Annotated in this window: 12 protein-coding genes; 9 read left to right on the forward strand and 3 right to left on the reverse strand. The window is 72.3% G+C overall.

The window, feature by feature from the left end; genetic code table 11:
- Positions 1–33 precede the first annotated feature (33 nt).
- The 5 genes from AB0G04_RS26885 (at position 34) to AB0G04_RS26905 (ending at position 4,735) form a co-directional block, all read left to right on the forward strand.
- The gene (locus AB0G04_RS26885) at positions 34–993 is read left to right on the forward strand and encodes an aldo/keto reductase (protein WP_360987910.1); all 960 of its coding nucleotides are present in this window, start codon (positions 34–36) and stop codon (positions 991–993) included.
- Positions 990–1,817: an amidohydrolase family protein gene (locus AB0G04_RS26890; protein WP_360987912.1), complete on the forward strand. Its 828-nt coding sequence runs from the start codon at positions 990–992 to the stop codon at positions 1,815–1,817. The genes AB0G04_RS26885 and AB0G04_RS26890 overlap by 4 nt, the downstream gene beginning before the upstream one ends.
- Positions 1,814–2,647 (forward strand): fumarylacetoacetate hydrolase family protein, encoded by an 834-nt coding sequence (locus tag AB0G04_RS26895; RefSeq protein ID WP_360987914.1) that lies wholly within the window; start codon positions 1,814–1,816, stop codon positions 2,645–2,647. Before AB0G04_RS26890 ends, AB0G04_RS26895 begins: the two co-directional genes overlap by 4 nt.
- A complete protein-coding gene (locus AB0G04_RS26900; RefSeq protein WP_360987916.1) occupies positions 2,644–3,924 on the forward strand; it encodes an enolase C-terminal domain-like protein in 1,281 nt (426 codons plus the stop codon). Before AB0G04_RS26895 ends, AB0G04_RS26900 begins: the two co-directional genes overlap by 4 nt.
- Before the next feature lie 61 nt (positions 3,925–3,985).
- The gene (locus tag AB0G04_RS26905) at positions 3,986–4,735 is read left to right on the forward strand and encodes an SDR family oxidoreductase (RefSeq protein WP_360987918.1); all 750 of its coding nucleotides are present in this window, start codon (positions 3,986–3,988) and stop codon (positions 4,733–4,735) included.
- Positions 4,736–4,742: 7 nt separating this feature from the next.
- Here AB0G04_RS26905 and AB0G04_RS26910 read toward each other — a convergent pair whose 3' ends face one another.
- Positions 4,743–7,922 (reverse strand): tetratricopeptide repeat protein, encoded by a 3,180-nt coding sequence (locus AB0G04_RS26910; RefSeq protein ID WP_360987920.1) that lies wholly within the window; start codon positions 7,920–7,922, stop codon positions 4,743–4,745.
- Between the two features lie 208 nt (positions 7,923–8,130).
- Between AB0G04_RS26910 and AB0G04_RS26915 the strand changes: the two genes are divergently transcribed.
- Positions 8,131–9,330 (forward strand): PHB depolymerase family esterase, encoded by a 1,200-nt coding sequence (locus tag AB0G04_RS26915; RefSeq protein WP_360987921.1) that lies wholly within the window; start codon positions 8,131–8,133, stop codon positions 9,328–9,330.
- A 153-nt stretch (positions 9,331–9,483) separates the two neighbouring features.
- Positions 9,484–9,939, forward strand: coding sequence for a DUF2690 domain-containing protein (locus AB0G04_RS26920; RefSeq protein WP_360987922.1), 456 nt, complete (start codon positions 9,484–9,486; stop codon positions 9,937–9,939).
- Between the two features lie 155 nt (positions 9,940–10,094).
- On the opposite strand, the gene AB0G04_RS26925 is transcribed toward AB0G04_RS26920, so the two are convergent.
- Positions 10,095–11,471, reverse strand: coding sequence for an ATP-binding protein (locus AB0G04_RS26925; protein WP_360987924.1), 1,377 nt, complete (start codon positions 11,469–11,471; stop codon positions 10,095–10,097).
- 107 nt (positions 11,472–11,578) lie between these two features.
- Here AB0G04_RS26925 and AB0G04_RS26930 point away from each other — a divergent pair, with 107 nt between their 5' ends.
- Positions 11,579–12,262, forward strand: a complete 684-nt coding sequence (locus AB0G04_RS26930; RefSeq protein WP_360987926.1) for a response regulator transcription factor — start codon at positions 11,579–11,581, stop codon at positions 12,260–12,262.
- A 36-nt stretch (positions 12,263–12,298) separates the two neighbouring features.
- Here AB0G04_RS26930 and AB0G04_RS26935 read toward each other — a convergent pair whose 3' ends face one another.
- Positions 12,299–12,703, reverse strand: coding sequence for a VOC family protein (locus tag AB0G04_RS26935; RefSeq protein ID WP_360987928.1), 405 nt, complete (start codon positions 12,701–12,703; stop codon positions 12,299–12,301).
- Positions 12,704–12,860: 157 nt separating this feature from the next.
- Here AB0G04_RS26935 and AB0G04_RS26940 point away from each other — a divergent pair, with 157 nt between their 5' ends.
- On the forward strand, positions 12,861–13,577 hold the full coding sequence (locus tag AB0G04_RS26940; protein WP_360987930.1) for a hypothetical protein: 717 nt from the start codon (positions 12,861–12,863) through the stop codon (positions 13,575–13,577).
- Positions 13,578–13,736 lie beyond the last annotated feature (159 nt).

Below are 13,736 nucleotides of genomic sequence, written 5' to 3' on the forward strand. Positions count from 1 at the left end.
CGACCGCGCAGCGCCACCCTCCGAGGCCGCGACGTGAACCCCGCCGAACGGGTCCCGCTCGGCCGCACTGGCGTGCACGTGACCCGGCTGGGGCTGGGCCTCGCCCCGCTCGGCGGGCTGTTCGACCCGGTCGACGGCGACACCGCGCGAGCCACCGTGGAACGCGCCTGGCAGCTCGGCATCAGGTTCTTCGACACCGCACCGCTGTACGGCAACGGACTGGCCGAACGCCGGGCCGGGCCGGTGCTCGCGGCCAAGCCACGGGCCGAACTCACGCTGTCCACCAAAGTGGGCCGGTTGCTGCGGCCGGGCGGCGACGACACCGGGGGAATCTGGGCCGAGTCCACCGGTCTGACGCCGGTCTTCGACTTCAGCGCGGCGGGGGTGCGCACCTCGTACGCCGAAAGTCTTGCTCGTCTCGGCCTGGACCGGGCCGACATCCTGCACCTGCACGACCCGGACGAGCACTTCGACCAGACCGTCGCGGAGGCCCTGCCGGCCCTGGTGGAGCTGCGCGAGCAGGGCCGCGTCGGTGCCGTGTCCGCCGGGATGAACCAGGCTCCGATGCTGACCGATCTGGTGCGCACCGGCGAGCTGGACGCGGTGCTGCTGGCCGGGCGGTTCACGCTGCTGGACCAGTCGGGCGCCGACGAGCTGCTCCCGCTCTGCGCCGATCGCGGTGTCGCCGTGATCGCCGGAGGTGTTTTCAACTCCGGCCTGCTCGCCGACCCGCGGCCCGGCGCCCGGTTCGACTACGCGCCCGCCGACCAGCACCTGGTCGACCGGGCAGTCGCACTCGATGAGGCGTGCCGGCGGCACGGCGTGCCACTGCGTGCCGCCGCGATCCAGTTCCCGCTGACCCACCCGGCGGTCACCAGCGTGCTGATCGGTGCGCGCACACCGGCCGAGATCGGGGACGCTGTCCGGATGGCCACGGTCCGGATTCCCGGCACGCTCTGGTCGAACCTGCGGGCGGACGGACTCATCCGGTGATCATCGACGCGCATCAGCATCTGTGGACCGCCGGCTACCCGTGGCTGCGGGATCCGTCGCTGGCCCGGATCCGCCGCGACTACACCGTGGACGACCTGCGTGCGGCGATCGGCGCGGCGGGCGTCGACCGCACCGTGCTGGTGGAGGCGGGCCGCTGCGACGCCGCGGAGACCCGGCTGTTCCTGCGGACCGCCCGCGACACCCCGGAGATCGCCGGCGTGGTCGGCTGGGCCGGCCTGCTCGACCCGGACCTGGCCGCGACGATCGACGGCTATCGGGCCGGTCCGGGCGGAGAGCTGCTCGTCGGCATCCGGGACCAGGTACAGGGCGAGGCCGACGACTTCCTCGACCGGGCGCCGGTACGGGCCGGGCTGGCCACGGTCGCCGAGGCGGGACTGGTCAACGAACTGGTCGTACGGGCCGCGCAGCTGCCCTCCGTGGCCCGCGCCGCCGCCGCACTGCCACAGTCCACCTTCGTGCTCGATCATCTCGGCAAGCCGGGGATCGCCGCCGGGGAACTCCGGCACTGGCACGACCTGATCGCGCCGGTCGCCGCCCGGCCGAACGTGATCGCGAAACTGTCCGGCCTGGTCACCGAGGCGAACTGGGAGAGCTGGACGCCGGACGATCTGAAACCGTACGTCGACATCGCGGTCGGCCTGTTCGGCACCGGGCGGCTCATGTTCGGCTCGGACTGGCCGGTCCTCGAGCTCGCGGCCACCTACCCCGAGGTCAAGGACGCGATGACCGGCCTGCTCGGTGGCAGCCCGGCCGACGTCTTCGCCGGTACCGCCATCAGCACCTACCACTTGGAGCTCACGTGAAGTACCTGCGAGTCGGACCGGCCGGCGCGGAACGGCCGGTCGCCGGAGCGGGCGGGCGGTACTACGACCTGTCCACGGTGACCGGCGACATCACCGGGGCGTTCCTCGCCTCGGGCGGCGTTCGCTCCACGGCAGGCCTGCCGGAGACGGACATCGCCGGTCAGCGACTGGGCCCGCCGATCGCCCGGCCGGGCGTGGTGCTCTGCATCGGGCAGAACTACGCGGCGCACGCCGCCGAGTCCGGAGCCGCGCCACCGACCGTGCCGATCATGTTCTACAAGGCGCCGGGCACCGTGGTTGGCCCGCACGACGACGTGCTCATCCCGCGCGGCGCCACCCGCGTGGACTGGGAGGTCGAACTCGGTGTGGTGATCGGGCGGACCGCGCGCTATCTGGACTCCCCCGCCGACGCGGCCGCGCACATCGCCGGTTACGTGGTCTCCAACGACGTCTCCGAGCGGGAGTTCCAGCTCGACAGGTCCGGCGGCCAGTGGTCCAAGGGCAAGTCGTGCGAGACGTTCAACCCGCTCGGCCCGTGGCTGGTCACCCCGGACGAGGTGGGCGACCCCGGGCGTCTGCGCCTGCGCAGCCGGGTCAACGGCGAGCCGCGGCAGGACTCCAGCACCGCCGACATGATATTCGACGTCGGCTTCCTGGTCTGGCATCTGTCGCAGTACACGGTCCTCGAGCCGGGCGATCTGATCAACACGGGTACCCCGCAGGGCGTCGGGCTCTCCGGCCGGTTCCCGTACCTGGCCGAGGGCGATGTCGTCGAGGTGGAGATCGACGGGCTCGGCGGGCAGCGCAACGTGCTGCGCAACGCCGGATGAGGATCACCGGGATCGACACGTACGACATCCGGTTCCCGACCTCCCGGGAGCTGGACGGCTCCGACGCGATGAATCCCGACCCGGACTACTCGGCGGCGTACGTGGTGCTGTCCACCGACACGGGTTTCTCAGGACACGGGTTCACCTTCACCATCGGCCGCGGCAACGAGGTCTGCCGGGCCGCTGTCGAAGCGCTCGCTCCCCTGGTGCTCGGTCAGCCGGTGGACGACCTCGGCGAGTTCGCCCGGCGCCTCACCCGCGACTCGCAGATCCGCTGGCTCGGGCCGGAGAAAGGGGTTGTCCACCTGGCTGCCGCGGCACTGATCAACGCCGCCTGGGACCTGGCCGCGGCGGCCGCCGGCAAGCCGGTCTGGCAGTTCCTCGCCGATCTCTCCCCGCAACAGATCGTCGACCTGGTGGACTGGCGTTACCTCAGTGACGCCCTCGGCCCGGCCGAGGCGATCGACCTGCTGCAGGCGGCCCGGCCCGGTCGCGAGGAACGCATCGAGCTGCTGCGCCGGCACGGGTATCCCGCCTACACGACGTCGCCGGGCTGGCTCGGTTACTCCGACGACAAGCTCGTACGGCTGGCGGCCGAGGCGGTGGCGGACGGCTATCGGCAGATCAAACTGAAGGTCGGCAACAGCCTGGAGGACGACGTCCGGCGGATGGAACTGGCCCGGCGTACGGTCGGCGACGACATCCGCATCGCCGTCGACGCCAACCAGCGCTGGGACGTCGGCGAGGCGGTGCGGTGGATGACCGCGCTGGCCCCGTACGACCCGTGGTGGATCGAGGAGCCGACCAGCCCGGACGACGTCCTCGGGCACGCCGCCGTCCGCAGGGCCCTGCAGCCGTCGGGCATCCGGGTGGCGACCGGCGAACACGTGCCGAACCGGATCGTGTTCAAGCAGCTGCTCCAGGCCGAAGCGGTCGACATCGTGCAGATCGACGCCTGCCGGGTGGCCGGGGTCAACGAGAACGTGGCGATCCTGCTGCTCGCCGCGAAGTTCGGCCGTCCGGTCTGTCCGCACGCCGGCGGTGTGGGCCTCTGCGAACTCGTCCAGCACCTGTCGATGTTCGACTTCGTGGCCGTGTCCGGCAGCCTGCAGGACCGCGTCATCGAATACGTGGACCACCTGCACGAGCACTTCGTCGACCCGGTGGTCATCCGTGACGGCGCGTACCGGCTGCCGGCCGCGCCCGGGTTCTCGGCCCGGATGCGACCGGAGACCCTGCACCGGTTCTCCTACCCGGACGGCCCTGAATGGGCGTGATGGCCGCGGCAGCCGGCGAACCGCACCACCGGCTCGCTCTCTCAGCAAGGAAAGGTTGAGCATGCCTGCATTCAGCTCCCTCGTCGTGGTCGTCACCGGCGGTGGTTCCGGCATCGGTGCCGCGTGCGCCGCCGAGTTCCGGGCCCGTGGCGCACGCGTCGGCGTCCTCGATCTGAACCCCGGCGCACCGGGTGAAGGCCTGCTGCCGGTGAAGGCGGACGTGACCGACCGCGGCTCGCTGCAGTCGGCGATGACCGCCGTGGCCGACGCGTTCGGCGGCATCGACATCCTGGTCAACAGTGCCGGAATCGGTGCGGTCGGCCCGGTCGAGGCCAACGACGACGACGAGTGGCACCGGGTCCTCGACGTCAACGTGGTCGGCATCGCGCGGGCCACCGCGGCGGCGCTGCCGTTCCTGCGGCGCAGCGGGCACGGCGCGATCGTCAACCTGTCCTCCATCGCGGCGACCGCCGGTCTGGTGCAGCGCGCGCTCTACTCCGCGTCGAAGGGTGCGGTGCACTCCCTCACCCTCGCAATGGCCGCCGACCTGGTCAGCGAGGGCATCCGGGTGAACTGCCTGGCTCCCGGCACGGTCGACACACCCTGGGTGCAGCGCCTGCTCGCGCGTACCGACGACCCGGAGGGCGAGCGCGCCCGGCTTGCGGCGCGGCAGCCGACCGGACGCCTGGTGACCGCGGCCGAGGTGGCGGCCGCGGCCGCATACCTGGCCTCGCCGGAGGCGGGCGCGACCACCGGCACGTCGCTCGCCGTGGACGGCGGCATGTACGGGCTGCGAATGCCGCGCAAGTGACGCGGGGTCAGGCCAGACCGAGTCCGCTGTAGAGGTGCCGCGCGCTGCGCCGGTGCCGGTCGGCGGCCGTCTCGTCACCGGCTCCGCCGTGCACCGCGGCCAGCCCGTCATGTGCCCTGGCCTGCTCGTGGCGGTCACCCACCCGTTCGGCGTGCTCCAGTGCCTCGGTGAAGGTGGACCGGGCCCCGTCGATGTCGCCGGCGGCGATGAGGGCGGCGGCGAGCCCGTTGATCGCCTCCACCTCGAAGTCGTGCTCGCCGATCTCCCGGTAGATCGCCAGCGCTCGCCGATGCCGGTCGGCGGCCTCCGCGGGCAGTCCCGCGGCGCGGAGGGCGTGGCCCAGGTTGTCGAGCGCGGATGCCTCGCCCGCACGGTCGCCGATTGCCCGGAAGAGTTCCAGGGCACGGTCGTGGTGATGCACCGCCTGCCGATGATCACCGGCCGCGGATGCGGTCTGGCCGAGGTGGTTGAAGGTCTTCGCCGTGCCGAGCGGGTGACCGATGGCGTCGTAGAGGCCGAGCGCACGGCGCAGGCCGTCGGCGGAGTCCTCGAGGTCGCCGAACTGCCGGTCCCCGATAGCGAACATGACCAGCTGGTTCGCCTCACCGACACGGTCGCCGAGTACCCGGAAAAGGTCGAGCGCCGCCCCATGGTCGACTCGCGCCCGGTCGTAGTCGCCGAGCCGCCAGTGGGCCACGCCGCGTTCGACGAGCGCCCAGCCCTCCCCGGTACGGTCACCGATCGCGCGCCGCAGAGCGAGGGACTCCTCCAGGAGCGCGAGCGACTCGGCGTAGCGTGCGGCCCGGCGGCAGGTGACGGCCAGGTGAAAGCCGGCCACGGCCTCCGATCGCGGGTCGCCGAGCCGCCGCGCGGCGGCCAGGGCGAGGCTGTGCAGCTCGTACGCCTCCGAGTGGTGGCCGCCGTCGAAGTAACGGAAGGCGGCCGCCGCCACAGCGGCCGTGTGCTCCGGACGGCCGTGCCGGGCGAGCGCCACGAGGTTGGCCCGCTCGGCGTCCAGCCAGGCGCGGCCGTCGGCCGGTCCGTCGAATGCGCCCGTCGGCCCGGCGTCCGGCTCACCCCGGGACATCGCTGACACGGCCGCTCGCGTGGTCGTGATCAGGTATCCGGCCAGGCCGGTGAGCGCGGCGTCGCGGGCGGCGGGAGACTCCTCGGCGCGGGCCCGGCCGGCGGCGTACTCCTGCAGAAGATCGTGGGCGGCGTAGCGGCCCGGCGACGTCTCGGCGAGCAGGTGTGCCGCGGTCAGTTCGGCCAGCAGCGGCACGACGCGTCCGGCCGGCTCCCCCGTCAGGCCGGCGGCCGCGGAGGCGTCCAGTTCCGGCCCCGGATGCAGCCCGGCCAGCCGGAACAGGCGGGCCGCCGCCGTGGTCAGGTTCCGGTACGAGCAGTCGAACACCGCACGTACGTCGGTTCCCGGCTCACCGGTGGTCAGGGTGTCCAGCCGGTCGTCGCCGGTGAGTTCCGCGGCCAGGCCGGCCAGGGTCGCGCCGGGACGGATGGTGGCCCGGGCGGCGGCTATCGCGAGCGCGAGCGGCAGCCGGGCACATCGCTCGGCGATCGCACGTACGGCCTCGGGCTCGGCGGCGACCCGGCGGGCACCCAGCCGACGCGCCAGCAGCTCCCGCGCCTCGCCTCCGGTGAGCAGGTCGAGCGGCACCGGGCGCGCGTCGTCGGTCACCACGAGCCCGGTGAGCCGCCTTCGGCTGGTGATCAGGGTGACGCAGCCGACCGTGCCGGGCAGCAGCGGACGGATCTGTTCGGTGTCCCGGGCGTTGTCGAGCAGCATGAGGACCCGCCGCCCGGCCAGCAGCGTACGCAGAAGCCCGGTCTGCGCGTCGAGGCCCGCCGGTACGTGCGCCGCTCGCACGCCGAGCGAGGTCAAAAAGCCGAGTAGCGCCTCGCCCGCGGTCAGCGGTGGTGCGCTCGGATGGAAGCCGCGCAGGTTCACGTACAGCTGGCCGTCGGGGAATCGCCCGCGCACCAGGTTCGCCCAGTGAATCGCCGTGGTGGTCTTCCCGACCCCCGCCGTGCCCCAGAGCACCGCGACGGTGGCGGCCGGATCGACGAGGACGGCGTCGAGTGCGGCAAGTGCCTCGTGCCGGCCGGTGAACGCCGGAGGCCCAGCGGGCAACTGGGTGGGAACCGGCCCCTCACCGCCGCGGGAGCCGGCCACGACGGACACCTCGGGCACGGGCTCCTGCCTCAGCACCCGGACATGCGCGCCGGCCAGTGCCGCGCCCGGCGACATGCCCAGCTCGTCGGAGAGACGGGCGCGGATGACGGCATAGGCGGCAAGTGCCTCCGCCTGACGGCCCGCCGCGGACAGCACCTCCATCAGCCGGGCATGGACCGTCTCGTACAGCGGCTCGGCGACGGACAGCGCCCGCAACGCCGGAAGGGCCCGGACCGGCTCGTTCACGGCGAAGGCGACATCGGCCAGGCGCAGCACGGCCGCGACGCGCTCCTCGGCGATGGCCACGGCAGCCGGATCGCCGGCCAGTTGCGGCACATCGGCGAGAAGCTCGCCGCGCCACAGGGCGGCCGCCGACTCGAGCAGGCGGAGGGCCTCGGCGGGCGGGGCGGCCCCGGCCCGGCGCACCAGGTCCCGGAAGGCGGCCAGGTCGAGCTGTTCGGCGGCGAGGTCGAGACGGTAGCCCGCCGAGGTGCGGGTGATGGACGCGTCGGGGTGCAACGCCTGCCGTAGCCGGGAGACATTCGTGTACAGGGCATGTGCCGGGGTTTTCGGCGGATCCTCCCAGAACAGGCTGACCAGCCGGTCGACGGGCACGGGCGTGCCGGCGGACAGCGCGAGCCGTCCGAGGACGACGCGGCGCGACGCGCGTCCCACCGGGATCTCCTCGCTGCCGCGCCGGACGCTGACGGGTCCCAGAATGCCGACGCGTACCGGGCCGGCCGCCTGGGTGACACCGGCCGGCGGCTGCCGCGAGGCGGCGGCGTAGTGCAGTGCCGCCGCCCGGTCACCCGACAGTCCGAGCGCGGCGGCGATCGCGTCGACAACCGCCGGCCGGGGCCGCCGGGTGCGGCCCTGCTCGAGGTCACGGACCGCGGCCAGGCTCACCCCGGCCCGGTCGGCGAGGGCGCGCTGGCTGAGCTGGGCCACCTGCCGGGCGTCGCGCAGCAACTCACCGAAGACGTGGAACGCCGTCACACCCCACCCCCGTGAATGTCCGGACAGACCCTAACGGGTACGAGCGCGGTACGGGCAGTTCATTGCCAGCAGGACCTCCTGGACAACGATTCGGTCTACGACCGGGCCACCAACTTCCGAGACCGAGCGAAGCCACACACACATCGACGCGGCGATGTGGACCCTCGGCACATGGGAATTCGATTAACGTCTTTGTAACGTCCGCGACATGAATCCCCGTAGGTACTGGCCACTGCTGCTGGCGGTGGTGCTGGCCGTCGCCGGCATCGCCGTCTCCCCCTTCGCCCCCGCGAACGCTGCCGCCACCCTCACCCAGGTCGGCTCGTTCGGCTCCAACCCCGGCGCGCTGCGCATGCACGCGTATGTTCCCGACGCACTGCCGGCCGGGCGGCCGCTGATCGTGGCGCTGCACGGCTGCACCCAGAGCGCCGCCGACTACTACCACCGGTCGGGCTGGCCCAAATACGCCGACCTGTACCGGGCGGCGGTCGTCTTCCCCGAGCAGACGTCCGCCAACAACTCACTGTCCTGCTTCAACTGGTTCACCGCCGGCGACATCGGCCGCGGGCAGGGCGAGGCCCTGTCCATCAAACAGATGGTCGACCACGCCACCCGAACGTACGGGTCCGACCCGCGCCGCGTGTACGTGACCGGCCTGTCCGCGGGCGGCGCGATGACCGCGGTGATGCTGGCCGCGTACCCCGACGTGTTCGCCGCCGGTGCGGTAGTCGCCGGGCTGCCGTACAACTGCGGCACCGTCTGCCAGTACCAGGCGCAGAGCAAGACCCCGGCGCAGTGGGGCGCCCTGGTCCGGGCGGCGAACCCCGGCTACACCGGGCCGTGGCCGCGCGTCGGTATCTGGCACGGTACCTCCGACACCACCGTGGTCCCCGCCAACGCCACCGAACTGCGCGACCAGTGGACCAACGTCTGGGGACTGCCGCAGACCGCGTCGGCGACCGGCACCCTGCCCGGTTCGACAAGAGTCGAGCATCACCACGACAGCACCGGGCGGCCGGCGGTCTCGCTGTACCGGGTGCAGGGCATGGCACACGGCACGCCGGTCGCACCCGGCAGCGCCGAGAACCAGTGCGGCACCACCGGCCCGTACTTCCTGAACTCGATCTGCTCGTCCTACTACATCGCACAAGCCTGGGGCCTGACCGGCTCCTCCCCCTCGACGCCGCCGTCCCCGTCGACACCGCCGTCCTCTCCGCCGCCGTCCCCGCAGCCCTGTTTCACGGCGAGCAACTACGCGCACACGACCGCGGGACGGGCCCGGCAGTCCGGCGGCTACACCTACGCCAACGGCTCTGACCAGCCGATGGGCCTGTGGAACACGTTCACGATCCACACCCTCAAGCAGACCGGCCCGAACCACTATGTCCTCGCCGACGGTCAGTGCTGACGACGGTCACTGCTGACGAGAACGGCCCGGCCGGAATCGGTCTCCGCGCGGCGGTGGTACGGGTCGCGTACGGGAAGTTCACTGCAAACGCACAGAAAGCCGCCGGCACCAGGATTCCTCCCGTTTGAAGAACAAGAACGAGAGGAATCCTCAGTGCTGAACCGATTGAAGTTGGCGGCGGCGACCGTGGTCACCGCCGCGGCCGTGATGGTCGCTCCCGCGCCCGCCATGGCCGCCGTCTACGACGGGGTGATGGCCTCCGCCACGCCCTGCGCGACCGGCGCGTACACGGCCCGGCAAAAGACGCTGACGACAAATACCCAGCTCAGCGAAGTGATCGCGAAGATCGAGCTGCGCTACAGCCCCAGTTGCCGCACAGTCTGGGCACGCATCACGTCGATCAAGGTCACGTCCGACAACCTCCTCGGCTACGTCCGCCGGAACTCGGACTGGCAGGGCTACGAGTGCAGTGAATTCGGCTACAGCAAGAACCTGGGCGCCCAGTACTGCCTCACGCCGATGGTGAACGACGCTGGCGTCACCTCCTACGCTCTCGGCGGCCTCAAGTACAACGGGGTCAACTACGACGGCGAGACCGCCAGCTTCTGAGCCGGCCGCTCCCGAGCGAGAACCACTGATGCCGTACGGGCGGACGCTTGCCGTAGTCCTGCGCTGAGCTACGGCCGCTTCGCTACTTCATCGCGGTCGCGCGGGAGTTGCAATCGGGGCGTGGCCTCGTGGCTGGGTGGCGAGCGGACCAGGCGTCACTCCTTGACTGGCAGCGCCAACCGGAAAGCCACCTGGTCAGGGAGTTCGTCGAGCGTCAGGGTCCCGTCGTGCAGGAGGGCGATCTCGCGGGCGATCGACAGGCCGAGGCCGGTCCCGCCCTCCTGCCGGGCACGGCTGTCGTCGAGGCGTACGAACCGGTCGAAGATCTTCTCGCGGTCTTCCGGGCCGATCGCGGGGCCGTCGTTGGAGACGACGATCACGGCCCGGCCACCCGACATGCCGAGGCTGATCGTGATGCGGCTCCGGGCGTGCCGCATCGCGTTGTCGGTCAGGTTGCGCAGCACCCGGTGCAGTTGGTCGGCGTCGCCGATCACCCGGACCGGCACCACCTCGCCGTCGACCCGCAGCTCCGGATGTTCCTCGGCCACCCGGTCGCGCTCGGCATAGACCAGATCGTCGAGGTCGACCTCGGCCCGGCGCGGGCGCAGCGCCGCGTCGTCGACCCGGGCGAGAAGCAGCAGGTCGTCGACCAGCCGGGCGAGCCGGGTGCTCTCCCGGTGGATGCGGGTCACCGAGCGTCCGGCCGGCTCGTCCAGCCGGGCCGCCGACAGCAGATCGGCGTTGGCGTGAATGGTCGCGAGCGGGCTGCGCAGCTCATGACTGGCGTCCGCGACGAACCTGCGCTGCACCGCCGACGCCGCCTCGATGCGGTCCAGCATCGTGTTCATGGTGGCCGCCAGCGCGGCGATCTCGTCGCCGGAACCGGGCACCGGCAGCCGGGCGTCCAGATTGGTCGCGGTGATCGTGGCGGCCCGCCGGGTCATCGCCTCGACCGGGCGCAGCGTGCGCCCGACGAACACGAACGTCGCCACACCCACGACCACGGCGAGCACCGGCATGCCGAGCAGCAGCGCCGCCACGATGGCCCTGGTCGCCTCGTCGAGGGTGTCCAGCGACTGGGCCACCAGCACCGTATATCGGCCGCCCGGCGTCTCGACCCCGGCCGCGAGCACGCGGAACGACGAGTCCCGGCCCATCCGCAGCCTGGCCGGGTCACGGGCGGGCCGGCCCGGCGGCGGACGCGAGGTGGACATCGGCCGTTCGCCGGCCGCGCCGGGTGACGCGGCGACAACCCGGCCGGCCCGGTCGACGACCTGCACCACGGTGCGGCCCGGGTCGCCCGGGTTCAGCGCGGCGGTCAGGGCAGCCGGGCTCCCGGACCGGAGCGCGGCGACGACCTGGCTGACACGGTCGGCCGCGGTCCTGGTCGCGTTGTCGAGCAGGATCCCCCGGGCGATCACCAGCAGCACCCCGCCGGCGAGCACGGCGGCCACCGCGACCACCGCTCCGGCGGCCAGGGCCGATCGCAGGCGGATCCCCGGCGCACGGGGCAGGACGGCTCGCAGACGCATGCCGCCACGCTAGTCAGGGCCCGCTGAACAGAGGCTGAAAAGCGCGTTCAGCCGATTTTCAGTAGGGGGCGGGCACTCTGGGACAGGATCAGAACGGGAGGTACGCGGTGCGGGTGCTCGTCGTCGAGGACGAACAGGAACTGGCGGAGACGATCCGTGACGGCCTGAGCCGGGAGGGATTCACCGTCGACCTGGCCCACGACGGCACTGAAGGCCTGTGGATCGCCACCGAGAAGCCCCACGGGGCGTATGACGCCGTCGTGCTCGACATCATGCTGCCCGGACTCAGCGGTTACGAGGTCTGCCGGCAGCTGCGCGCCCGCGGCGTCTGGACGCCGGTGCTGATGCTGACCGCCAAGGACGGCGAGCACGACGAGGCCGACGCCCTCGACCTCGGCGCCGACGACTACATGGTCAAGCCGTTCTCCTTCGTGGTGCTGATCGCCCATCTGCGCGCGCTGATCCGCCGCGGGGCACCGGAACGCCCGGCGATCCTGAGCGCCGGTGACCTCACCCTGGATCCGGCGCAGCGCCGCGTCTGCCGGGGCGACACCCACATCCCGGTGACACCGCGTGAGTTCGCGCTGCTGGAGTTCCTGCTCCGCAACCGCGGGCGGGCGGTCACCAAGACGGCCATCATCGAGAACGTGTGGGACGCCCATTTCACCGGAGATCCCAACATCATCGAGGTGTACGTCGGCTACTTGCGCAAGAAGATCGACCACCCGTTCGGCCGCAACGCCATCGAAACGGTCCGTGGCGCCGGCTACCGGCTCGCCGCCGGCGGCTGACCCCGGCTGCCGGCACCACGGGCCACGTTCCGCCGGTCACTGTGCGGCAGCGGCGTCGCCGTGGGTGACGCGCAGGTAGTAGCCGTCGGGATCCCGGAGGCGGAAGTCGTGCAGCCCCCATGGCTGCAGCCGCAGACGCTCGATGGCGGGCATCCGTGGACGGCAGTGCTCGTACAGCGTGGTGACGTCGTCGAGGTCGTCGAGTTCCAGCACGATCTCGACGCCCGCGCCGTTGACCCGGGCCCCCTGCCAGGCCGGTCCGGGTCCACTCTCGTCCCGGGCGGTCAGATCCGATGCGGCTCCGAAGCCGAGCACCACACGTCCGTGCCGGAGGGCGGCGTACCCGTCGGTTCGCCGCTCGACCTGGAAGCCGAGCATCTCGGTGTAGAAGCCGATGGTGGCATCCAGGTCATCTACGAAAAGCTCGATACGAAGGCGCACCACACGATCATCGCCGCCTCTCGCAGCCCCTCGCAGTCCCCGAGGCATTCTATTCAGCAGGATTTCAGGTGCCCTCTGGCAGTCTCTCGTCACGGCACGGCGTCCGCCGGCCGTGCATCTCACCGTCGCAGCATCAGAGGGACCGGGGAAGCGAACCATGAGCGATCTGACACCGCGTAAGCCGCACGATGCCGACAACACGGGCGGTGAGGAGCCGACCGCCGCGGTGCCCACTGTCGCCGGATCCACGCCGCAGAAGCCGGAGCCCGCAACGCCCCAGCCCACGACGCCGGAGCCGGAGGCCGCTGCGTCACAGGCCGCGGTGCCACCGCCCGCAACGCCCGAGCCGCAGCCCGCGGCGCCACAGGCCGCGGTCCCACCGCCCGCAACGCCCGAACCGCAGCCCGCGGCGCCACACGCCGCGGTCCTGCCGCCCGCAGCGCCGGAGCCCGCGACGCCGCTGTCGGCGACGGTTGCGCCGACGGCAGCGGCCGTGGCAGCCCCTCCGGCGCACGAACGCTGGCATCGCCGTCGTGTCCCGGTGCTGGCCGCGGTCGGTGCGCTGCTGCTGGGCGGGTTGATCGGCGGGAGCGTGGTGGCGATCGGCTCGTTCGCCGCGGACGGGCACCGCGGCGACGAACGCGGTCAGCACGGCCCGCGTTTCGGCAGGGAAGGCGACGACCGGGCCGAGGGCCGCGGCGGCGACCGTTTCGAACGGCGCGGCGATGCCCGCCGCGAGGGCCGGGCGGAGCGGCGTGAAGGCTGGGAGGAGCGGCGTCAGGACCGCGAGGAACGGCGCCGCGGCCTCGACGGTAGCGTTCCGGCACCGTCGGGCAGCACCGCTCCCGCTTCGCCAGCGCCCAGCGCGTCGTAACCGGGTGACCGGGTGACCGGGTGACCGGGTGACCGGCGCCTCTACCCTCAGTCGGTGACCTCGATCGACGGCCCGAGACTCGTTCTGGAACCACTTCGGGCAGACCACGCCGAGGAGATGTTCCCGCTGCTGGACGACGCCGGACTGCACACGTTCACC

Origin of the sequence: Actinoplanes sp. NPDC023801 (assembly GCF_040639655.1) — a bacterium.
Classification (GTDB): Bacteria; Actinomycetota; Actinomycetes; order Mycobacteriales; family Micromonosporaceae; genus Actinoplanes.